Origin of the sequence: Actinoallomurus sp. CA-142502 (assembly GCF_050936355.1) — a bacterium.
GTDB lineage: Bacteria > Actinomycetota > Actinomycetes > Streptosporangiales > Streptosporangiaceae > Actinoallomurus > Actinoallomurus iriomotensis.
On the sequence record NZ_JBNJMY010000001.1, the window covers coordinates 10,988,997 to 11,010,045 of the forward strand.

The window sequence follows — 21,049 nt, forward strand, 5'->3', positions numbered from 1 at the left end:
CCCTACTAGTAGTTTTTCAACGTGCTCTTAACCGATTTTGCTCAGAGGCGTCACATCTCGTGGTCTCCGGCCGATCTGCCCAATGGAGGAATGAAGTACACGGAGGCAGGGGCTGTCGACCGGACAGGGGCGTCAAAGGTATGAGTCATGCGTTGGGTGAAGGCCGTCCAAGGGCGGACGTTATCGGGGTCAAGCGACTGGCCTCACCGGCCCGAAACCACCCGCGATCGCTCGAAGCCAGGAGGGGGCTTACATGAGCGGTCCGCGGAGTGGTTCGGTAACTCCGGATCTGACAATCGGGGTCGTCGGTCCTCATGACCTGGTCGAGCGGGTCATGCTCATGGGCCACGGCCCGACATCGGTGCCGAGCCGACTCGTCGCGGCGGCGTACCGCGACGAGCAGGAGGCGGCGGACAAGGTCGTACGGCTCGGGTCGGGGGTGGACGTCTGCCTCTTCGCGAGCCCGGTGCCGTACGAGTTCGCCCGCAAGGCGGGCGTGCTCACGATGCCCGCGACGTACGTGCCGCTGAACGGAGCCGCCCTGCAGGGCGCGCTCCTGCGGGCCTCGCTCGACGAGCGGCACGAACCCGAGCGGGTGAGCATCGACGTGCTCACCCGTGCCGAGGTCGAAGAGGCCTTCAGCGAGATCGACCTCAACACCGATCATGTGCACTTGCGCGAAGAGGCCGCCGGGCCGGGCACGCTGGCCGCGTTTCACGAGCGTCTTTGGCGGCGCGGCGCCACAAGTGTTGCGCTCACTTGCGTGCACGCGACCGCCGAGCGGCTGGAGCTGGCCGGCGTGCCGACGCTGCGGATCCGGCCGACGGGCGCCGCGATCCGTTCGGCGCTGCAGACCTCGGCGCTGCTCGGGGCGCACCACCGTCTGGAGGAGTCCCAGCTCGTCGTCGTCCTGGTGGACGTGCCGACGCTGCGCGAGACCCCCCGGCGGGTCACGCCGCGCTACTGGCGCGAGGAGCTGAAGCTGTCGCTGCAGCGGCTCCTCCTCCAGGAGGCGCACCGGATGAGCGCCGCGGTGTGGCCGCTCGACGACCACAGCTACCTGGTCACCGCCACCCGTGGTTCGATCGCGGCGGCGACCGAGGGCTTCCGCACCCCGCCCTTCGTCGAGCGGGTACGCGAGGAGCTGGGTCTGGCCATCGAGGTGGGCATCGGCATGGGCCGTACGGCCCAGGAGGCGGAGAGCCACGCGCGGGCGGCGCTGGCACGGTCGCAGACCTCACAGCGGGCGCAGGGCTTCGCGCTCGACCGCGACGGGCGGGCGCTCGTGCCCGCGCCCCGCACCCCGCCGCGCGCACAGGCCCCGGCCAAGCCGAAGGGCCTGGAGATCCTCGCGCGGCTGGCCGACCGGCTCGGCGACCAGGAGCAGCCGCTCATCGTGGACGCGGAGAACGCCGGGAACATGCTCGGCGTGACCCCGCGCACCGCGCGCCGGCTGCTGCGGACCCTGGTGGAGGAGGGTCTCGCCTGGCCGCTGCCGCCCAACCGCACTCCTCAGCCGGGCCGGCCACGGCAGCTCTACCGGCTGATCGTCGAGAAGCTCGGGCCGAAGAACACCGGCTGACGCTCTCTCCGTCGCTGTGCCCGGATCGTGACCCAACGTGGCCGCATCCGGTCACAGCGGCGGAGTGGCACCAACCGGGACACCTCTCCAGGCGTCGCACACATAGCGGTTGCTCAGGTCGAACGACGCATGCGTCGCTTAGAGCAAGGATCGCCCATGGGTGGTGACTGGACGGTTCCGGGTTATCGGCACCTGCGCCCTCTCGGCGAAGGCGCCTCCGGAAAGGTGATGCTCGCGGTCCACGAGGCGACGAACGCTCCGGTGGCCATCAAGTACCTCTCCGAGCGGCTCCGCACGGACGAGGCCTTCCTGCCGCGCTTCCGCGCCGAGGCCCGGCTGATGTCACGGCTGGACGACCCCCACGTCGTCCGCTTCTACGAGTACGCCGAGACGCCGGACTCGGCGGCGCTCGTGATGGAACTGGTCGACGGCGTCACGCTCAAGGACGTCATCAGGGCCGAGGGCGCGACCGGGCCCGAGGCCGCGTTGCTGGTGCTCAAAGGGTCGCTGCTCGGCCTCGCCGCCGCGCACGCCGCCGGCGTGGTGCACCGCGACTACAAGCCGGCCAACGTGCTCGTGGACGACCAGGGTCACAGCAAGCTCGCCGACTTCGGCATCGCCGTACGGGCCGGTGAGGAGGTCGGCGCGTCCGGCACTCCGGCGTACATGGCGCCCGAGCAGTGGGCCTCCGGCGCGGTCAGCGCGGCCACGGACGTCTACGCGGCCACCGCGGTCTGCTTCGAGTGCCTCACCGGCGAGCGCCCGTTCCCGGTGAAGGGACACTGGGCCCTGGCCGCCGCACACCGCTCTCACCCGGTGCCGGTCGAGCGCGTGCCGCAGCCACTGCGCGGGCTGGTCGCGTACGGCATGGCCAAGAACCCCGACGACCGGCCGCGCTCGGCCGCCGTGTTCCTGGAGGACCTGGAGGAGGTCGCCCTCGCCGCGTACGGCCCCGGCTGGGAGGAGCGCGGGCGCGTACGGCTCGCGGCGCTGGCCGCCCTGCTCGCCTCGCTGTTCCCGCTGACCGGTGCGCCGCCGGAGGCCGGCACCGCACTGGCCCTCACCCGGCTCGGCCGCAGGCGGCTGGCGATGGCGACGGGCGCGCTGGTGGCCGCCGTCGTGGCGGGCGGGGGAGGCGCGGCCGTGCTCGCCGGCGTCCACCGGAGCCTCGGCGCGCACACGAGCGCGACGTCCAGCCCGGCGCCGATCGCCGAACCGGGCACGCCTCCGGCGGACTCGCCGAGCCCGTCACCGAGCGACTCTCCCAGCCCGGAGACGACGGCGCCCACGACGTCGTCCCCGGCGAGCACGCCGGTCGCGTCGCCGGCGACGACGCCTCCCCGGCCGCTGATCACCAGGCGTTCCCCCACCGTCCCGGCCACCAGCGTCACCGGATTGACGATCGGTTCGTTCACGCTCACCGGGACGGTCGCGACGGCTCAGGTGAAGGTCACGGTGAGCGGGCCCGGCCGGGTGACCGTGTCGGCGGTCTTCGGCGCGGACACCCCGACCGCGCAGGTGGCCGCGGCGGGCGACTCCGGCGCGCAGACCGTGAGCGGCAGCGGCGCTCACGACCTGACGTTCACGCACGACTACGGCGAACGATGTCCGGCGGCCCGCGTCACCGTGACCACGTCACTCGGCCGGACCGCCGAGGCGAAGACGACCTGTAAGCCGGAGTAGCCGATGGACGAGACGACACGGGACGTCGGCGAACCGGACGACGCGGAGACGTGGCCGGAGAAGCGGTCCTCCACCGATGACGTGACGCTGCGGTTCGGGCCCGGCGTACCGCCGGGCGTGACCCGGGCCTGGCGGTCCGGCGGCCGGCGCGGGCGCCCGCTGCCGTGGCGGATCGCCGGCGGGCTGGCGACGCTCGGGCTGGCCGTGCTGACCGGACTGGTGGTCTGGTGGCTCCTGCACGGCGGCCCGCCCGTCCAGGTCACCGGCGTCACCGTGACCGCGCCGGCCGGGGTGCAGGGTTGCGGCGCGACGACGACGGTCGTCGGCGTGATCCACACGAACGGCGGACAGGGCGACGTGTCGTACCGCTGGAAGCGCAGTGACGGCCAGAACTCCGGCGTCTTCACGGACAGCCTGTCGCGGGGGCGGCGCACGATCCGGGTCCCCCTGCGCTGGACGGTCCAGGGCCCCGGCTCCCTGCACGCCGTCGCGACGCTGGAGGTCGTCTCGCCGACCGGCCCGGACGGCACGGCGTCGGCCTCCTTCGACTACACGTGCCGGTGAGAAATCGACGCGCGGATTCGCCCCGGATCGTCTAGCGTGTAATGAGCCATGAGCTCACATACTGCTGACAACCGCTCCTCGCTCGTCTGGGTCGCCCTCTCCATCGTCTACGTCGTGTGGGGATCGACCTATCTCGGCATCCACTACCTCGTCCAGACGATCCCGCCGATGGTCGGCGCCGGCCTCCGGTTCGTCGTGGCGGCCGTGCTGCTCGCCGCCGTCCTCGCGATCCGGAGCGGCCCGCGGGTCCTGCGCGTGCCGTGGCGGCGGCTCGGCACCGCCGCGCTCGCCGGCGTGCTGCTGCTCACCGGCGGAAACGGCATGATCGGTGTCGCCGAGCAGCACATGTCCACCGGCCTGGCCGCGCTCCTGGTCGCGAGCGTGCCGCTGTGGCTGGTCGTGTTCCGCTGGGTCACGGGCGACCGGCCCGCGGCGAGCACGATCGCCGGCGTCCTCGTCGGCTTCGGTGGGCTGGCGCTGCTGACCCTCACGCGGGGCGGCGGCTCGGGCAGCGCGCTCGGCGTGGCGATCGTCCTCGGCGCGTCGCTGTCCTGGTCGGTCGGGTCGTTCCTGTCCGCCCGCATGCCGATGCCGGCGAACCCGTTCGTGGCGAGCGTGTACGAGATGGCCGCCGCCGGCGTGACGCTGCTCGCGGTCGGGTTCGGGCGCGGTGAGCGGTTCCATCCGCACGAGGTCTCACAGGCGTCCTGGCTCGGCCTGGCCTACCTGGTGACCTTCGGGTCGCTGATCGCCTTCACGTCGTACGTCTGGCTGCTGGGCAACGCGCCGATCTCGCTGGTCGGCACGTACGCCTACGTCAACCCGGCGGTGGCCGTGCTGCTCGGCGTGGCCTTCGCCGGCGAGAACGCCACGTGGACGATCGTCGCCGGCGGCCTGATCATCATCCTCGGCGTCGGGCTCGTCGTATCGACCGAGCGCCGCCCGCGCGAGGAGGTCACCGCTCCCGTGCCGCCCGGTACGCCCCGGCGACGGCGAGAAAGGCGTCGTTCTCCTCGGGTGAGCCGATCGACACCCGGGCGCCCTCGCCGGCGAACGGGCGTACGCTGACGCCCGCCGCGTCACAGGCGGCGGAGAAGGCCATGGTGTCCTCGCCGAGGCGCAGCCACAGGAAGTTCGCCTCGGTGGGCGGCACCTTCCAGCCCTGGGCGGCGAGCGTCTCGTAGACCCGGCCGCGCTCCTTGACGGTGGACTCCACGCGGTCGAGCAGCTCGCTCTCGGCGTTCAGCGAGGCGATCGCGGCGGCCTGGGCGACGGAGTTCACCGAGAACGGCAGGTAGGTCTTGCGCACCTGGGTGGCGATCGGCTCGGCCGCCACCATGAAGCCCACGCGGAGCCCGGCCAGGCCGTACGCCTTGGAGAACGTCCGCAGGATCACCAGGTTGGGCCGGTCGGCGTACAGGTCGAGCCCGTTCGGGACCTCCGGGTCGCGGACGTACTCGGTGTAGGCCTCATCCAGGACGATCAGGCAGTCCTCCGGCACGCGGTCGAAGAACGCCTCCAGCTCACGGCGGCGGACGACCGTGCCGGTGGGGTTGTTCGGGTTGCAGACGAACACCAGGCGGGTGCGGTCGCTCACGGCGTCGGCCATCTGCGCCAGGTCGTGGGTCTCGTCGGTCAGCGGCACCCGTACGGAGGTCACGCCGGACAGGTCGGCCAGGGTGGGGTAGGCCTCGAACGAGCGCCAGGCGTACACGACCTCGACGCCGGGCTCACCGATCGACTCCAGGAGCATCTGCGCCACGCCGACCGACCCGCAGCCGACGGCGACGTGCTGCTCCGGTACGCCGAACCGCGTGGCGATCGCCTGGATCAGCGCGGTGCAGCCGTTGTCCGGATAGCGGTTGACCAGGCCGCCCGCGTCGGCGATCACCTCACGCACCGACGGCAGCGGGCCGTACGGCGACTCGTTCGAGGACAGCTTGTACGACCGGCCCTCGGGCGAGAGCGCGACCTTGCCGGGCCGGTAGGCGACGTACTCGTCGAGCACGGAACGGAAGCGGGGACTGCGCTGCTCGGACACCCTTGTCCTCCCTCAGAAGTCTTACGAGATCACTCTAAGGACTGCGCCGGACCGGGCAAGCCCGAGGTGGCATCGGGCGCCACGAGGGGCTCCATCGTTTCACCAGGTCGGACGCATCATCGGCGGGTGAAGCGACTCGGCGTCCCCGCGGCGGTAGAGCCGGGCCGGCCGGCCGCCGTCACGCGTCGTCGTCCGCCCCGTCGGGACGAGGAACCCCTGGGCGCCGGTGACCTTCCGGTGGAAGTTCCGCGGGTCGAGCGGATGACCCCAGACGATCTCGTACACCCGGCGCAGCTCGGCCACGGTGAACTCCGGCGGGCAGAACGCCGCCGCCAGCGGGGAGTACTCCAGCTTGGCCCGGGCCCGCTCGACGCCGTCGAGCAGGATGCGGCGGTGGTCGAAGGCGATCCGCCCCTTCTCGGTCAGGTCGGCGACCGGCCGCCACATCACCTGTGCCCGGGTCGAGGCGGGCAGGTCGGGAGCGAGCCCGAGGTAGGCGACGCTGACCACGCGCTGACGCGGGTCCCGGTCGGGATAGCCGTACGTGGCGAGCTGCTCCAGGTGCACCCGCACGTCGGCCAGACCGGCCCGCTCGGCCATCAGACGATGAGCCGCGACCGGCAGATCCTCGTCGAGCTGAACGAACCCGCCGGGCAACGACCAGCTCTCCGCGTACGGGGACCGGTCACGCCACCACACGAGCGCGGACAGCTGCTGCTCACGGACCGTCAGCACGACAAGATCGACGGTGACGGCCACGCGCGCAATGGTCATATTCCGCACGTTAGCGCCTGCCACATGCGCCCGCCGTCCAGCCGCGCGACACGGCCGGCCGGGCCTGTCATCCCCAACCGCCCAGCCGGCGCGGTCTGTTATCCACAGCCGTACGGCGGGCCTTGCCGCGAATCCCCGGGCCACTGGACGATGGAATTGGGGTCGGCCCCCAGGGCGGGCGGGGACCCTGCGGACGAGAACCCTGCCGACGAGAACCCTGCCGACGAGAACCCTGCCGACGAGAACCCTGCCGACGAGAACCCTGCCGACGAGAACCCTGCCGACGAGAACCCTGCCGACGAGAACCCTGCCGACGAGAACCCTGCCGACGAGAACCCTGCCGACGAGAACCCTGCCGACGAGAACCCTGCCGACGAGAACCCTGCGGACGGGGACTCCGCGGGCGGGGGATCTCGGCCGGCCGCGCCGCTCATGGGTATGCGAAGGGCCCGGAGTGTGTGCTCCGGGCCCTGGTCGCGAAGGGTTACTTCTTCTCGGGGTCCGGGTCGACCGGGACGAGCTTGCCGTTGCTCGCCGGGGCGTCCGCGGACCGCTGGCCGTTCATGGTGGACAGGAGCTGCCGGGCGACGCCCAGGCCGGTGCCGCCGAGCGTGAGCGCCTTGGCGAGCATGTCCTCGACGCCCTCGGCGCCGTTGAGCACGACCATGTTGTCGACGTTGCCGAAGACGCCCGCCCCGGCCTCGACGATCTCCGGCCAGCGCTCGGCGAGCTGCTGGGCGATGACCGCCTCCTGGTTCTCGGCGAGAGCGTCGGCCCGCGCCTTGATCGCCTCGGCCTCGGCGATGCCCTTCATGCGGGTCGCCTCGGCCTCGGCCTGACCGTTGATCTTCGTGGCCTCGGCCTCGGCCTGGGCCTGGGCCACGGCCGCGCGGCGTTCGGCCTCGGCGAGGGTGACCCGCTCGTACGCCTTCGCGTCGGCCGGCTTGCGGACCTCGGCCTCCAGGGCCTTCTCGCGGCGGTCGGCCTCCAGCTCGGCGTTCTTGGTCTCCTTCATGATGACCTGCTGGCGCGCCTCGGCGGCGGCCTGGTCGACCTGACCCTGGTACTCGCGCTTCTTGATCTCGGTGTCGCGGATCTGCGCGGAGTTGGCCTGCTCGGCCATCTGCTCGGCCTGGGTGGCCTCCTGGTTGCGCTGGGCCTCGGCGATGCGGGCGGCGGAGGCGACGGCGGCGGAGTTCGGCTTGCCGAGGTTGTCGATGTAGCCGACCTCGTCCTCGATGTCCTGAATCTGCAGCGAGTCGACCACCAGACCGAGCTTGCCCATCTCGTCCGCGGACGAGGTGCGCACCTGGTTGGTGAGCCGGTCGCGGTCGCGGAGGAGGTCCTCGACGGTCAGGTTGCCGACGATCGAGCGCAGGTGACCGGCGAAGAGCTGGTGGGTCTTGTCGTCCATCATCTTCTGCTGGTCGAGGAACCGCCGCGCGGCGTTGGCGATCGAGGAGAAGTCGTCACCGACCTTGTAGATCACCACGCCTCGGACGTGCACCTTGATGCCCTGCGACGTCACGCAGGTGACCTCCAGGCCGGAGACCCGCGTGTCGAGGGAGAGACGGCGGCAGGTCTGGAACCCGGGAAGCACCATCGTGCCCTTACCCGTGGTGATCTTGAAGCCCAGACTCTCCGCGGTGTCCCGGTTGTGTGCCTTCGCCCCCAAGCCGGAGATGATGAGTGCCTCGTTCGGCTCGGCGACGCGCCAGATCGCCTTGAAGATGATGATCAGAACAATGATCGCGACGACGGCGCCGATCGCCACGGCGACTATCGGCATCGTTCCTCCTCGGACAGCAGGGATGGTGACGTCAAATAGACGCAGAGGAGACGTAAACGGTTCGCGGTGGGTGATAATCCATCACCACGACGAGAGATCCCACCGGAATCTCCTCCCCCTGGATGGCCGAATAGGCATAAAACGCCTCGACGCCGCCCCTGATCGGGATCATCACCTCGCCGACAAGGCCCGGTCCGATCTTGCCGGTGACCCGGCCCTGCCTGCCGACCACGGCGTCCTCCTTCGCCCGCGCGCACACCCTCTAGGGCAGAATCCGCTCCGCCTGCTGGTAGGCCTGGCGCGCGAACCCCTCGGCCTGGACCCGGGTGGCACCCGGGCCGTACAAGGTGATCGTCGCGAGGTAACCGCGTGAGCGCAACACGACGAACCACGTACGGACGCTCGTGACGCCGGAGGACGTGAGGATCCCCGCCGTCCGCGAGCCTTCGCCGATGCGCGTGCCCGTCGGCTCGTAGATCGTGTCGGTGACCCAGGCGCCACCGACCTTCACGCGGAAGCTGCGGCAGTCCGCCGGGACGCTGACCTTCACCTGCCGGGCGGCGACGTCGGGCCCGACCGCCATCAGCGTCTCGGTGACGCTCTGCTTGTTGCCCTGGGCGAACGCCACGAGGGCCGAAGGCGCGGTCTGCACCGCCTTTTCCTGCGACACGGCGCGCGTCGACGACGCGCACTGCGGTTTGTCGAGTTTGACCGCCTGCTGCATTTGGTTGAGATTCTGGATGGCGGCGAGCGATCCGTATTCGCCCCATTGAGGCGCGCCCGATCGGACGTATCCGGGAATGTCGGTGAGCAACGCCTGGGTGAGCTGGTCGGCGTTGTAGGAGCCCGGCACGGGCGCGGCATAGGACGGAGTGGAACCACCCCCGGCACGGCCGCCGCCACCTCCGCCGCAGCCCGCGGCCGAGGCCAGGGACAGGAACGCCGCAACGACGATCAGTCTCCGCGATGTCATACCGAATGACGATAGCGCACTATTGGCCCGGCACGCTGCGCAAATCATTCGTTGGAATTAACCCCAAGGGCCTTCCACAGGGTAAAAAAGAAGAGCGATGCGGCCGACGCTCGTAAACCCGCAGAGGAATTGTCCGAAACAGTGGCATTGTATCGGGGGAAGCTCAATGCTCCGGAAAACATTCGTCATCATTCCGATCATCCTGCTCGCGCTAGCCGGGTGCAGCAACACCAAAGCAAAGGAGACCGCCCAGGGTGCGGCGCCCAGCGTCGGGGCCCCGGCTGCTCCCGGCAACGCGCCGACGGCCACGGCGACACCGACCGCGTGCCCGACCGGCAAGACCCGTAAGCTCGCCAAGACCCGCTTCATCGCCAACGCGGGCCTCGCGGCGGGCGCGTTCAAGCGCTACATCTACGACCCGTACCGCAGCGGCGCGTTCAAGAGCGACGCCAAGGGCCACAAGCGGGCGATCGTCAAGGCAGCGGCCGCCGGCCTGTTCGTCCTCGACCAGTTGCGCCGGGCCAAGGCGAACGTCCAGGCCGACCCGATGCTGTGCAGGACGCTGTCCGCCCCCCTGCAGAACCTCAGCAACGTGATGAAGAGCGCCGTCGACAAGCTCAGGGGCGGCAACGCCGACCCGTCGGCGATCGGCGCCGCCTCGGGCGCGCTGGAGCAGACCCGGAGCACGGCCGGCAGCGCCGGCGCCGGATTCAAGGACAAGAACGTCCCCAGCAACATGATCGGCGGCTGACGACCGCTTACGGCCACGACCGCGTGACCGCCCGCGCCGGGTGGTCACGCGGTCGTCGTCCTTCCAAAACCCGACCGTGTTGCGGTTACGCTTCATCAGGTGACGACGCAGCCGGGTACGCCGGACGACACGCGCCTGGAGGGCTTTCCCGCCTTCGTCCGGGAGCTCGACGCGACGCTCTCGGTGCATCCGCAGTACGTCCTGTGGGGCAACCTGCACGACAGCTTCCTGGTGCCCCAGGAGGGCCGGCTGTTCCCGCTGCGCGACCTGCTGTGGGAGACGCTGCGGCGCAGCGGCTACTCCTTCATGGTCGTGTACGACCAGGTCGACGGGCTGCGCGTGCACCCCGCCGACGACCGCGACGCGGCCGACGCCGCGGCGAGCCTGTTCGGCAGCCGGGTCGACGAACGCAAGGTGCCCTCGCTGGAGGGGCTGCGCACCTACCTCGGCGCGCTCGCCCGGCCCAACCGTCCGATCCGCGCGGCCTTCGTCATCGACTACGCCTCGCGCATCGCCCGCAACCCCACCGAGCTCGAGCCCGCGGAGAAGGACTTCTTCGTCTTCTGCGAGAAGCTCTCGCGCACCGCCACGCCGGTGCGCACCGACGGCGAGCGTCCCAAGCCGCTCTACAACCCGGTGATCTGGCTCGCGCGCCGTCCCGGCGACCTGCCGCCCTGGCTGACCGCCGACAACGACGGCGTCCGCGAGATCTCCGTGCCGCGCCCGCACCTCGGCGACCGGCAGCAGACCGCGCGGCTGCTGGCCCGCGCGTTCGAGGCCGCCGACCCGTCGGTCGACGTGACCGACGACTTCGCGCAGGAGGCCGAGGGCCTCACGCTCCAGGCGATGATCGAGGTGACCCGGCTCGCCAAGGAGCGCGACGTCGCGCTGGAGGACCTGCCCGACGCCGTCCGCACCTACAAGCTGGGCGTGCTGGACAACCCCTGGAAGCGCGAGCACCTGCGCAGGCGCATCGTCGACGGCGAGCAACGCGTGCCGGCACGCGTCGTCGGCCAGCCGCAGGCCGTCACCAAGACCCTCGACATCCTCAAACGCGCCGTCCTCGGCCTGTCCGGCGCCCAGGCGGCGCGCGCCTCCAGCCGCCCGCGCGGCGTGCTGTTCTTCGCCGGGCCGACCGGCGTGGGCAAGACCGAGCTGGCCAAGGCGATCACCTCGCTGGTCTTCGGCAACGAGGACGCCTACCTCCGCTTCGACATGAGCGAGTTCTCCGCCGAGCACGCCGGCGACCGACTGATCGGCTCGCCGCCCGGGTACGTCGGCTTCGAGGCCGGCGGCGAGCTGACCAACGCCGTGCGCGAGGACCCGTTCCGCGTCATCCTCTTCGACGAGATCGAGAAGGCGCACCCGCGCATCCTCGACAAGTTCCTGCAGATCCTGGAGGACGGCCGGCTGACCGACGGCCGGGGCAACACGGCGTTCTTCTCCGAGTCGATCCTCGTCTTCACCTCCAACCTCGGCACCCGCGGCGTACGGCCCGGCATGCCGTACGAGGACCTGGAGAGCTCGATCCGCGGCGCCATCACCGAGCACTTCACGACCGAGCTGAACCGCCCGGAGCTGCTCAACCGGTTCGGCGACAACATCGTCATCTTCGACTTCATCGGGCCGGAGGCGGCCGGCCGCATCTTCGACCTGCAACTCGCCAACATCTGCCGCCGGGTGAGCGACGAGCACCACATGAAGCTCCTGCTGTCGGAGGAGGTGACGGCCACGCTCCGCGACTGGTGCACGAGCGAGCTCGACAAGGGCGGCCGCGGCATCGGCATGGCGCTCGAGTCGTCGTTCATCAACCCCCTCGCCCGCGCCCTGTTCGACCGCGGCCCCGCCGCCGAGGTCACCGTCACCGGCATCCGCAGAGAAGGAAACATCGCCGTCGTGGACCTGCGGTGAAAGGGCGAGCATGAGCGAGCTGCTGCTCGCCAAGGCGCACTACCCGGTGACGACGCTCGGGCCCGGGCGACGGGCGGGGATCTGGACCCAGGGCTGCACGCTGCACTGCCCCGGCTGCCTGTCACGCGACACCTGGGACGCCGACCCGGACACCGCGATCCCGGTTCCGGCCGTGCTCGGCTGGCTCAGGTCGCTCGACCGGGTGGACGGCGTGACGATCTCCGGGGGAGAGCCGTTCCAGCAGCCGGAGGCGTTGCGCGAGCTACTCCTCGGAATCCGCGCCTGGGCACCACCAGAGGTGGACGTTCTGGTGTACAGCGGATACGCATCGTCACGGTTGCGCGGTTCCGCGTGGTCGCGCGAACTTCTCGCGCTGTGCGACGCCGTGGTCACGGGGCCGTACATCGACCGCCTGAACTCCCCAGACTCCGGACACCTCTGGCGTGGTTCGGCCAATCAGCGCATCATCCCTGTTAGTGAGCTAGGCAGGAAACGCTATGGTGACGCGGAGGGCGGCGAAACGCGGCCGCACATGCAGATATCGGTTGAAGCCGATCGTGTTTACTACATCGGGATTCCACGGAGGGGCGACATGGAGCGGCTGACAGAGCGACTCTCGCTCTCCGGAGTCCACGGCGGGGAGGTGTCATGGCGTCCCTGACATGCCCGGTCTGTGCCGCTCCGGTACGACAGGGAGACTTGATCTGTATCAACTGCGGAGCCAACCTCGCCAGGCGCGAGGCACCTCAGCAGCAGGGGTACCCACCACAGCAGGACCAGCAGCACGGGTATCCGCCACAGGACCAGTCTCCCTACGCTCAGCAGCAGGGGTACCAGGGTCACGATCAACAGCCCTATCAGCAGTACCCCCCACAGCAGGGCTACCCCCAGCAGGACCGGCAGCAGGGCGGCTACCCGCCCCAGCAGCAGGGGTACCCGCCGCAGCACGATCAGGGCGGTTACCCGCCCCAGCACGACCAGGGCGGCTACCCTCCGCCCCACGACCAGCAGCGGCAGGGCGGCTACCCGCCGCCGCAGGACCAGGGGTACCCACCGCAGCAGGACCGGCAGCAGCAGGGGTATCCGCCCCCCCAGCAGCACGGTTACCCGCCACAGCACGACCAGGGCGGCTACCCGCCCCCGCAGCAGGACCAGGGCTACGCCCCGCAGCACCAGGACCAGGGCTACGGGCAACAGCACCAGGACCAGGGCTACGGACAGCAGCAGCAGCCGTACCAGCAGCAGCCCCAGCAACAGCAGGGCTACAACACCGGCGGCTACGGTTCGCCGAGCGCTCCGCACGTGCCCCCGCCGCCGCGCGAGCCCACGATGACCGGTTCCGGCGGCGAGTCGACGGCGGCGTTCACGCCGTTCTGCCCGCACTGCGGCGCCGAGATCCCCGACGTGGGCAACCCGGTCTGCGTCCAGTGCCTGCGCCCGCTGCACGACCAGGGCGGCGGAGGCGCCGGCGGTCCCCAGCAGGTGAACGTCACGGTGACGTTCTCGTCGGGCGACCTGCAGGTCCAGCCGGGGCAGGAGCTGGTGCTCGGCCGCGACCCGGTGCATTCGCCGGTGGCCAGCACGTTCTCCCGCTTCGACAACGTCTCACGCCGGCACGCGACGCTCGGCATCGACAACAGCGGCCAGCCGTGGGTGCGCGACGAAAGGTCCACGAACGGCACGTTCGTCAACGACCGCCGGCTGCAGCCGGGCGAGCAGACGTCGCTGCGCGACGGCGACTCGCTGCGCCTCGCGGCCGACGCGCGCGGCCAGGTACGCGTCGGACGCTGACCTTCGCGAAGGTTCCCTGGCGACCCCGGCCGGGTCGCCAGGGCCACCGGGCGAACGAATCACGGCCGCCCGGTCCGCCTTCTCGGCCTCACCAGAACGCCTCGGCGACCTGGGCAAAGTCAAGATCAGACTGTCGCTTCCGCTGCGGCGCGAGGCCTTCCGTCGTACGGTGAATCCGACCCCCCGCACGGGCGAGCGTCCGCGATCCACCCCGCCCTGACATACCGAACACGTATCGAGTCCGTCGGCTTGCTCACAAAGATGCAACAAAGCCCGGCAAATGGGTACGACACCCCACGTAGCACTGCGACGGACGACGACAAGCAGGACGGCAGCCTGATCGTGCGACTGATGAGCAAGGTGGGACAAGGTGGTCACTCTTCGCATGGAACTCCCGTACACCGCCATGCGGCACCGCCAGCCCATGCCGGAAGAGACGGGGGATCAGGTAGACGAGATGCATTTCACCGTGGACCATCTACCCGGGGTGCGGCGGTTCGTCGCCGCGCACGCCCGTAAGTGCGGACTCGACGAAGAGTCGGTCGGCGACCTGGTGATCGCCGTGAACGAGATCGCCACGAACGGCGTCCGGCACGGATCCCCCAAGGCCGAGCTGCGCATGTGGGCGTCGAACGGGCGCGTGTACGCGGAGGTGCGCGACCAGGGTCACTGGGTGCCCTCGGACGCGGGCGATGCGCCCCCGTCCTCGGACGCGGAAGGCGGCATGGGTCTGTGGGTGACCCGCCAGATCTGCTCGGCCGTTCACATCATCGCAGGTGAGCGCGGCACGACCGTTCGACTTGAGATGCCCCTCCCACCGCGTTACGCATGACCGATACGGTGGCGTCCTGAGTTTCCGTGGAGGTCACCGTGGCAGCGCTCGAACTCAGCTCCACTCGCCATGGCGACCGTACGGTCGTCGCGGTGAAGGGCGAGCTGGACATCATCAGCCGTACCCAGTTCACCGCCCATCTGGACCGTGTCATCCGAGAGCACGGTCGCAAGATCATCCTTGATCTGTCGGGCCTGAGCTTCATCGACACGAGTGCCCTCAGCACCGTCGTGTCGTACTGGAAGCGCCTCTCGTCCACCGAGGACGGCATGCTCGCGCTGGCCGGCGCCCAGTACACCACCGCGCGCGTCCTGTGGATCACCGGCCTGGCGCAGCGCCTTCCGATGTACGACGACGTGGACGCGGCGCTGGCCGCGACCTGATTCGGCTCTGGTCGGGACCGCCGACACCGGTCGTTCTTTGTTTGGTGGCCAGGCGGGGCCGGGGGCACCGCGCCCGTCCGCGCGGTAGGGGGAGCCCCCGCCTGGTCACAATGCCCGGCTGTCGCGGCCAGTCTCCCGCCGCTTTGGACGCGGCCCCGGCCGGCGAGGTAGGCGGCCCTGGGTCCGGGAATGGGCTGCCCTCGGCCGAGGTCGCGCCTTGCAGGAGGCGACATGCCGGGCGCCGCACGGAGTCGCCGGCGTGAATCCGTGCGTGCATCGCTGTGAAGATTGTCGGGGACACCCTGACCGCTCCGGGGCGCTGTTGTGGACGCGGTCAGGGCGTGGTCTCGGTGGCTGGAAGGCGGGCGGTCTCTCACCGCCCGCCTCCCCCCCGGTTCCCCCCGGCGAGGCCTCAGCAAGTGGGCCGTGCCTGTGAGTCGCGGCCCCGGTGTGCCCCCCGGCGACCGGATGCTCGCCGCGACGATCAGCGTCGGCGAACCCCCTGTTCAGGCCTCATTCGTGACGCTAAACGCGCGTCCCAGGTTTGTCAAATGTTCGTCCAAGGACTGTACATTGGAAGCATGGAACCTGGGCCGGCGATGCTCCGCATCGGCGAACTCAGTCGTCGGCTCGGGGTGAGCACCGACGTCCTGCGCGCTTGGGAGCGCCGGTACGGCCTGCTCCGACCCGAGCGGTCGACCGGCGGCTACCGCCTCTACTCAGAGGCCGATGAGCACCGCGTCCGCGCCATGCAGGCGCATCTGGCTCATGGTCTGTCCGCGGCGGAGGCGGCGCGGGCCGCCCTCACAGAGCCGGCCACCGGCCCTCCGCCGGTTCCCATCGCTCCGGCCATGGACGGAATGCTCGGCGCGGCGCTCGAAAGGTTCGACGAACCCTCGGCACAAACGATCCTCGACCGGCTCCTGGCGGGCTTCACGGCCGAGACCGTCCTGCGCGACGTCCTGCTGCCCTACCTCCACGAGCTGGGCGAGCGCTGGGAGCGTGGGGAGGTCACCGTCGCGCAGGAGCACTTCGCCAGCAACGTCCTGCGCGCCCGCATCGCCGCGCTCGGCCGCGGCTGGGGCCAGGGTCGTGGCCCGCGCGCGCTCCTCGCCTGCGCGCCCGGCGAGCTGCACGACCTGCCGCTGCTCGCCTTCGGCGTCATCCTGTACCGGAACGGCTGGCGCGTCAGCTACCTGGGCGCCGCCACGCCAATGCCCGACCTGCTGCGCACCGCCACGGCGGAGCCGCCCCAGCTGATCGCCCTGTCGGCCGTGGACCCCGCGCGCTTCGCCGGGCTGGAGGCCGACCTGCTGCGGCTGGCCGACGTCGCGCCGCTCGTGCTCGGGGGCCGAGGCGCGGACGCCGCGACGGCCCGGGCGGCCGGCGCCCGGCGGCTGACCGGCGACCCGGTCACCGAGGCCGAACGCCTCTCCCGCGCCGGCGACTTGACCTGAACCTCGGTTGAGGAAGCAGACTCCCCGGTACCGATCGGAGGGGGTCTCATGCGCGCGGTGTGGTTGCGGGAGTTCGGCGGTCCGGAGGTGCTCGTCGCCGGAGACGCGCCCGACCCGGAGGCCGGGCCCGGGCAGGTGCTGGTGGACGTCGCCTACGCCAACATCACGTTCGTCGAGACGCAGGTACGGAGAGGCGGCGGGCCGTTCCCGGTACGGCCGCCGACCGTGCTGGGGAACGGTGTCGGTGGCGTCGTCTCCGCCGTCGGCGACGGCGTCTCGCCGGACCTGACCGGGCGCCGGGTGGTCGGTGGGCTGGGCGGTTCGGGCGGGTACGCCGAGCGCGCCGTCGTGGCCGCCGACGCCCTCGTCGAGGTGCCGTCCGGCCTCGCCCTCGACTCCGCGGTGGCGCTGCTGGCCGACGGGCGGACCGCGACGTTCCTCGTACGCGCCGCCGGGCCGGCCTCCGGCGACCGCGTGCTGGTCGAGGCGGCCGCAGGGGGCGTGGGCACGCTGCTGGTCCAGCTCGCGCACGCGGCGGGGGCCGTGGTGGTCGCGGTCGCCGGGGGCGCGCGCAAGACCGCGCTGGCCCGCGACCTGGGCGCCGACGTGAGCGTGGACTACCGCGAGCCCGGCTGGGAGGAGCGCGTACGCGAGGCGGTCGGCGGGGTGGACGTGGTCTTCGACGGTGTCGGCGGTTCGGTGGCCCGTTCGGCGTTCGACCTGCTCGACCGCGGCGGCCGGATGCTGACGTACGGCCTCGCGAGCGGCACATGGGCGGACATCCCGGACGAACTGGCGGCGACGCGCGCAGTCACGCTCGTACGGCCCCGGATGAGGCCGGAAGAGGCGCGGTCGCTCACCGCGAGCGCGCTGGCCGAGGCCGCCGCCGGCCGGCTCCGCCCGGTGATCGGGCAGCGGTTCCCGCTGGAGCGCGCGGCGGACGCGCACGCGGCGATCGAGGCGCGGGCCACCGTGGGCAAGACGCTGCTCGAGGTCAGCGTTCCGCCGCCAGCCGCGCGCTGAAGCCGAGCAGCGCCGTGCCGGTGACCGCGTCGAGCCCGCGCCGTACCCGGCGGCGCGTGAGCACCCCGCGCAGCCGGTCGAGGAAGGCCGTCAGCACCAGCAGGTACGACAGCGAGAGCAGCGCGTGGCTGAGCGCGAAGACGAGCAGCACCGGCAGTCCCTCGCCGGCGCCGAGGAACTGCGGCAGCACGGCGAGGTAGAAGACCAGCACCTTCGGGTTGGTGATGTTGGACAGGAACCCCTGCCGCCAGCCACCGAACGCCGCGCCGGCCGCGCCCCGTCCGCCGGTGCCGTCACCGAGCGGCGCATAGTCGCCGCGGATCGCCGACCGGACCGCCTGCACCCCGAGGAACGCCAGGTACGCGACGCCGGCCCACTTGATCGCCGCGAAGAGGGGCTGGGCCCGTACGATCAGCGCGCCCAGACCGGTGGCCGCCGCGGCGCCCTGCACCGCGTTGCTCCCCGCGACGCCGCCCGCGCACCAGGCGCCGCGCCAGCGGCCGACCGCGAGCGTGTTCTTGGTCACCACCGCGAAGTCGGGACCGGGGATCAGGACGAGGACGACGGCGAAGAGGAGAAAAGACCCATATGAGGACCACGGCATGACGCCACGGTAACCCGCCGCACCTCACCCGCCGCGAGGAGAGACGACGTCCGTGTCCTCTGCCGGGTTATGGGCCGGGGGCGCGCGGTATGGGGTTGAATGGCCGTGACGAACAGGAGTGCCGCATGGCGAATGACGAGGTGCCGGCCGAGCTGGCCACCGCGCTGGCCCAGATGGCACGTGATCTTCTGGCCCAGGACTCCCTGCAGGAGACGCTCGACCGGATCGCGCGGCACGCGGTCAACCTGGTCCAGGGCTGCGAGGCCGCGGGCATCATGGTGCTCCAGAACCGCCAGGTGCACACGCTCGCCGCCACCGACGACCTCGTCCTCACCTCCGACCGGATCCAGGGCGAGGTCGGCCAGGGGCCCTGCTTCGACGCGGTCCGCACCAAGGCGGAGTCCTATCTGGTGAAGGACATGCGCGACGAGGCCGAGCGCTGGCCGCGCTACGCGCCGCACGCGCGTGAGCTGGGCATCGGCAGCATGATCGGGTTCAAGCTGTTCACCGAGGAGGAGAACCTCGGCGCGCTCGACCTGTACTCCTCCCGGCCCGGGGCGCTCAACGACTACTCCGAGCAGGTCGGCTGGCTGCTGGCCTCACACGCCGCCGTGGCGTTCGCCAACGCCCGCGCCGAAGCCGACCTGCACATCGCGATCTCCAGCCGCCAGGACATCGGCATGGCCGTCGGCATCCTCATGGAACGCCACAAGCTGTCCACCGACCAGGCGTTCGCGCTGCTGTCACGCGCGTCGCAGGAGCGCAACGTCAAGCTGCGCGAGATCGCCCGCAGAGTCGTCGAGACCGGCGAGTCACCGGACAGCGCCTGACCCACGGCCACCGGTGCGCGCAGTGGCGAGAGCCGGTGCACGCGATGGCGAGTCCCCTCCGGTGCGCGCCGCTAGTCTGCGCGATGCCGCCTTTGATCACTTTGAACGGTGTGCCGCTCTTGCGAAAGATTCTCGCCGCGCTGGTGCCGGCCGTACTCGTGCTCGCCTCCTGTACGCCGCACCGGCCGAAGTCCATGCTGCCGACGACCGTCGAGGTGCTGGCTCCCCGGCCCGACACCCGGCAGGTGGCGATTCCGTCGTCGACCCGGTGCGCGAAAGAGGAGTGTCGGCTCGGGTACGCGGACCTGGCCGAGTGGCCCGACGCCTGCTCCCTCCTGAGTCAGGCGGAGCTCAAGGCGATGTTCCCGCAGGCCGTGAAGTTCTCGTTCTCGCCGCAGGAGATCCACTACACGGAGGGGCCGAGCGGCGCGGAGATCGGCGCCGTCCCCCGGGCGCGCTGCTCGATCGGTTTCGCCTTCCAGGGCGACTACGTGGACGACGCCGGCGTCACGATGAACTACGGGACGATCATCAGCGTCGACGTCTACCGTGTCGGCTCCGCCGAGCAGATGCGGAAGGACTTCGACTCCGAGCGCACGACCTTGGCCACGGCCAAGCCCGTCGTCCGGCACGACCTGGGAGCGCCCGAGTGCTTCCAGGACGGGGGGTGGACCTGCCGGGAGAAGCACATCGTCTTCAAGGTCGGCTTCTCCTACAAGGGGCTGCCGTCCTGGGAGCGGCCGACCAGCGACGTCACGCTCAAGGTCGCCGGCCGGCCGCCGCGTACCGTGGACCTGGCCAAGGACCCGGACACGCTCGCACTCCAGCAGATCGGGAGCGGCCTCGTACAGCTCATCGCGGCCAAGATCCACTGACCCCGTCGCCGGTCAGCCGAACGTGATCTGGAAACTCGGCACGATCACCCATCCGCTGGCGTCCGGCTCCAGCGCGGATCCGTCCCAGTACGGCGGGATGTGCTCGCAGCCGGGGATGCCCAATCCGGCGTAGAGCACGAACAGCAGGGGCACCTCCTCGCCCAGGGCGCCGGAGCGCTCGTACGCGATCCGCAGGGTCTGGTCGTCGCTCGTCAGTCCGGCGTCCGCCGACCAGAGGCGGGAGTTCTTGTAGAAGGGGTAGATATCGGACTCGTCGTAGTTGGCGCCGTGTCCGACGGCGTGCGCGGCGTCGAGCCCGAGGACGGTCTCCCAGTACTGCCCCGGCCGGGAGGTGCCCTTGACGATCACGAATCCGGCGTCCGTGACGTAGGAGAGCAGAACGGGACCGCCGGTCTCGGTGGCGAAGGCGTTGAGCACCCCATGGGTGTCGTCGGGCCACTCGCCCGAACTGGCCGCACGCCAGTTCTTCTTGAACTTCTGTTCGTGGTTCCAGCCGCCCGGCCAGCCGTACGCGGCGCGGAGTCTCGGAATCTCCACGGGCGAGCGGGCGAGCAGCACCGCTTCGGCGTCCACCTCCTGCTTCGGCCCGGTGACGACCTTGTCCTCCTGCCCCACCGACGGCTCGAACGGGTTGGTGTCACGGAAGTCGGGGATGCCCAGGCCGGCGAACAGCCCGGCCGTCAGCTTGATCCCGAGGTCATCGCCGCCGTCGTGGAACAGGACGGTGTCGAGCATGTCCGGACGTGGCGCCGTACCCGCCGCGTGGGCCCAGGCCAGCAGCTCCTGCCGGGTCTCCGCGATCTGGTAGCCGGTGGTGTCGATGCCGGCGCCCATCGCGGTCCGCAGCCCGAGGATCGCGTGACGGGTCGGGCCACCCGGCACCGCGGCGTGAACCAGAGCGCATCGCTTGTCGATGATGAAAAAGAGCAGGGCCGGACAGCCGGTCTCCCGCGTGTAGGCCTGGACGGCTCCGTTCATGTCCTGCGGCCCGTCGTCGGAGAAGGCCGCCCGCCAGCCGTCTCCGCAGTCGGTCTCTTCGGTGAAGTCCCCTGGCCAGTGCTGTGAACTGCGCAGCCGGGCCACCTCGTACGGTGAGCGCACCAGCAGCGCGATCATGCTCCCCATGGCGGGAGAGTAATGGATAAAACCTCGCATAAGGCGCATT

The 21,049-nt window shown here is 70.9% G+C and carries 21 protein-coding genes; 14 read left to right on the forward strand and 7 right to left on the reverse strand.

Annotated elements, in window-relative coordinates; translation table 11 throughout:
• Positions 1–319: 319 nt before the first annotated feature.
• The 4 genes from ACQEV1_RS51740 (at position 320) to ACQEV1_RS51755 (ending at position 4,897) form a co-directional block, all read left to right on the forward strand.
• Positions 320–1,582, forward strand: coding sequence for a transcriptional regulator (locus ACQEV1_RS51740; RefSeq protein WP_432705631.1), 1,263 nt, complete (start codon positions 320–322; stop codon positions 1,580–1,582).
• A gap of 156 nt (positions 1,583–1,738) precedes the next feature.
• Positions 1,739–3,265 carry a serine/threonine-protein kinase gene (locus ACQEV1_RS51745; protein WP_433405615.1) on the forward strand — a complete coding sequence of 509 codons (1,527 nt, stop codon included), beginning with the start codon at positions 1,739–1,741 and terminating at the stop codon, positions 3,263–3,265.
• A 3-nt stretch (positions 3,266–3,268) separates the two neighbouring features.
• Positions 3,269–3,829, forward strand: a complete 561-nt coding sequence (locus tag ACQEV1_RS51750; protein ID WP_285629430.1) for a hypothetical protein — start codon at positions 3,269–3,271, stop codon at positions 3,827–3,829.
• 48 nt (positions 3,830–3,877) lie between these two features.
• Positions 3,878–4,897: an EamA family transporter gene (locus tag ACQEV1_RS51755; RefSeq protein ID WP_433405618.1), complete on the forward strand. Its 1,020-nt coding sequence runs from the start codon at positions 3,878–3,880 to the stop codon at positions 4,895–4,897.
• Here ACQEV1_RS51755 and hisC read toward each other — a convergent pair.
• The 5 genes from hisC to ACQEV1_RS51780 all read right to left on the reverse strand — a co-directional run bounded on the left by hisC (position 4,785) and on the right by ACQEV1_RS51780 (position 9,406).
• Positions 4,785–5,870: a histidinol-phosphate transaminase gene (hisC, locus tag ACQEV1_RS51760; RefSeq protein WP_285582046.1), complete on the reverse strand. Its 1,086-nt coding sequence runs from the start codon at positions 5,868–5,870 to the stop codon at positions 4,785–4,787. The genes ACQEV1_RS51755 and hisC overlap by 113 nt on opposite strands.
• Before the next feature lie 99 nt (positions 5,871–5,969).
• A complete protein-coding gene (locus ACQEV1_RS51765; protein WP_285582043.1) occupies positions 5,970–6,644 on the reverse strand; it encodes an NUDIX hydrolase in 675 nt (224 codons plus the stop codon).
• Between the two features lie 484 nt (positions 6,645–7,128).
• A complete protein-coding gene (locus ACQEV1_RS51770) occupies positions 7,129–8,433 on the reverse strand; it encodes a flotillin family protein (RefSeq protein WP_285582041.1) in 1,305 nt (434 codons plus the stop codon).
• Positions 8,434–8,464: 31 nt separating this feature from the next.
• Positions 8,465–8,665: a hypothetical protein gene (locus tag ACQEV1_RS51775; protein ID WP_285629426.1), complete on the reverse strand. Its 201-nt coding sequence runs from the start codon at positions 8,663–8,665 to the stop codon at positions 8,465–8,467.
• A 30-nt stretch (positions 8,666–8,695) separates the two neighbouring features.
• On the reverse strand, positions 8,696–9,406 hold the full coding sequence (locus ACQEV1_RS51780) for a hypothetical protein (RefSeq protein ID WP_285629425.1): 711 nt from the start codon (positions 9,404–9,406) through the stop codon (positions 8,696–8,698).
• Positions 9,407–9,572: 166 nt separating this feature from the next.
• On the opposite strand from ACQEV1_RS51780, the gene ACQEV1_RS51785 reads away from it, so the two are divergent.
• From ACQEV1_RS51785 to ACQEV1_RS51820, 8 genes are all read left to right on the forward strand, one after another.
• Complete coding sequence (locus ACQEV1_RS51785) at positions 9,573–10,157, forward strand: hypothetical protein (RefSeq protein WP_285629424.1); 585 nt, start codon at positions 9,573–9,575, stop codon at positions 10,155–10,157.
• Between the two features lie 99 nt (positions 10,158–10,256).
• Positions 10,257–12,068 (forward strand): AAA family ATPase, encoded by a 1,812-nt coding sequence (locus ACQEV1_RS51790; protein ID WP_285582036.1) that lies wholly within the window; start codon positions 10,257–10,259, stop codon positions 12,066–12,068.
• Between the two features lie 10 nt (positions 12,069–12,078).
• Positions 12,079–12,729: a 4Fe-4S single cluster domain-containing protein gene (locus ACQEV1_RS51795; RefSeq protein WP_285629422.1), complete on the forward strand. Its 651-nt coding sequence runs from the start codon at positions 12,079–12,081 to the stop codon at positions 12,727–12,729.
• Positions 12,730–12,767: 38 nt separating this feature from the next.
• A complete protein-coding gene (locus ACQEV1_RS51800; protein WP_433405622.1) occupies positions 12,768–13,859 on the forward strand; it encodes an FHA domain-containing protein in 1,092 nt (363 codons plus the stop codon).
• Between the two features lie 370 nt (positions 13,860–14,229).
• On the forward strand, positions 14,230–14,691 hold the full coding sequence (locus ACQEV1_RS51805) for an ATP-binding protein (protein WP_433405623.1): 462 nt from the start codon (positions 14,230–14,232) through the stop codon (positions 14,689–14,691).
• A 38-nt stretch (positions 14,692–14,729) separates the two neighbouring features.
• On the forward strand, positions 14,730–15,074 hold the full coding sequence (locus ACQEV1_RS51810) for an STAS domain-containing protein (RefSeq protein ID WP_285582029.1): 345 nt from the start codon (positions 14,730–14,732) through the stop codon (positions 15,072–15,074).
• A 581-nt stretch (positions 15,075–15,655) separates the two neighbouring features.
• Positions 15,656–16,531, forward strand: coding sequence for a MerR family transcriptional regulator (locus tag ACQEV1_RS51815; protein WP_433405626.1), 876 nt, complete (start codon positions 15,656–15,658; stop codon positions 16,529–16,531).
• 48 nt (positions 16,532–16,579) lie between these two features.
• A complete protein-coding gene (locus ACQEV1_RS51820; RefSeq protein ID WP_285629418.1) occupies positions 16,580–17,554 on the forward strand; it encodes a zinc-binding dehydrogenase in 975 nt (324 codons plus the stop codon).
• Here ACQEV1_RS51820 and ACQEV1_RS51825 read toward each other — a convergent pair.
• Complete coding sequence (locus ACQEV1_RS51825) at positions 17,526–18,158, reverse strand: LysE family translocator (RefSeq protein WP_285629417.1); 633 nt, start codon at positions 18,156–18,158, stop codon at positions 17,526–17,528. The two genes, ACQEV1_RS51820 and ACQEV1_RS51825, sit on opposite strands and share 29 nt — an antisense overlap.
• A 125-nt stretch (positions 18,159–18,283) precedes the next feature.
• Here ACQEV1_RS51825 and ACQEV1_RS51830 point away from each other — a divergent pair, with 125 nt between their 5' ends.
• Entirely contained in the window at positions 18,284–18,988 is a 705-nt protein-coding gene (locus ACQEV1_RS51830) for a GAF and ANTAR domain-containing protein (RefSeq protein WP_433405628.1), read from the forward strand.
• Positions 18,989–19,107: 119 nt separating this feature from the next.
• Positions 19,108–19,863 carry a hypothetical protein gene (locus ACQEV1_RS51835; protein WP_433405630.1) on the forward strand — a complete coding sequence of 252 codons (756 nt, stop codon included), beginning with the start codon at positions 19,108–19,110 and terminating at the stop codon, positions 19,861–19,863.
• A 12-nt stretch (positions 19,864–19,875) separates the two neighbouring features.
• On the opposite strand, the gene ACQEV1_RS51840 is transcribed toward ACQEV1_RS51835, so the two are convergent.
• The gene (locus ACQEV1_RS51840; protein ID WP_285629414.1) at positions 19,876–21,009 is read right to left on the reverse strand and encodes a hypothetical protein; all 1,134 of its coding nucleotides are present in this window, start codon (positions 21,007–21,009) and stop codon (positions 19,876–19,878) included.
• Positions 21,010–21,049: the final 40 nt, after the last annotated feature.

What these genes read in the sequence shown, in the direction of transcription:
- ACQEV1_RS51755 (WP_433405618.1), top strand. Translation starts at nt 3,878, where the DNA reads ATGAGCTCACATACTGCTGACAACCGCTCCTCGCTCGTCTGGGTCGCC.
- ACQEV1_RS51770 (WP_285582041.1), bottom strand. Translation starts at nt 8,433, where the DNA reads ATGCCGATAGTCGCCGTGGCGATCGGCGCCGTCGTCGCGATCATTGTT.
- ACQEV1_RS51830 (WP_433405628.1), top strand. Translation starts at nt 18,284, where the DNA reads ATGGCGAATGACGAGGTGCCGGCCGAGCTGGCCACCGCGCTGGCCCAG.
- ACQEV1_RS51750 (WP_285629430.1), top strand. Translation starts at nt 3,269, where the DNA reads ATGGACGAGACGACACGGGACGTCGGCGAACCGGACGACGCGGAGACG.
- ACQEV1_RS51765 (WP_285582043.1), bottom strand. Translation starts at nt 6,644, where the DNA reads ATGACCATTGCGCGCGTGGCCGTCACCGTCGATCTTGTCGTGCTGACG.
- ACQEV1_RS51840 (WP_285629414.1), bottom strand. Translation starts at nt 21,009, where the DNA reads ATGGGGAGCATGATCGCGCTGCTGGTGCGCTCACCGTACGAGGTGGCC.
- ACQEV1_RS51820 (WP_285629418.1), top strand. Translation starts at nt 16,580, where the DNA reads ATGCGCGCGGTGTGGTTGCGGGAGTTCGGCGGTCCGGAGGTGCTCGTC.
- ACQEV1_RS51785 (WP_285629424.1), top strand. Translation starts at nt 9,573, where the DNA reads ATGCTCCGGAAAACATTCGTCATCATTCCGATCATCCTGCTCGCGCTA.
- ACQEV1_RS51795 (WP_285629422.1), top strand. Translation starts at nt 12,079, where the DNA reads ATGAGCGAGCTGCTGCTCGCCAAGGCGCACTACCCGGTGACGACGCTC.
- ACQEV1_RS51780 (WP_285629425.1), bottom strand. Translation starts at nt 9,406, where the DNA reads ATGACATCGCGGAGACTGATCGTCGTTGCGGCGTTCCTGTCCCTGGCC.
- ACQEV1_RS51825 (WP_285629417.1), bottom strand. Translation starts at nt 18,158, where the DNA reads ATGCCGTGGTCCTCATATGGGTCTTTTCTCCTCTTCGCCGTCGTCCTC.
- ACQEV1_RS51745 (WP_433405615.1), top strand. Translation starts at nt 1,739, where the DNA reads ATGGGTGGTGACTGGACGGTTCCGGGTTATCGGCACCTGCGCCCTCTC.
- ACQEV1_RS51815 (WP_433405626.1), top strand. Translation starts at nt 15,656, where the DNA reads ATGGAACCTGGGCCGGCGATGCTCCGCATCGGCGAACTCAGTCGTCGG.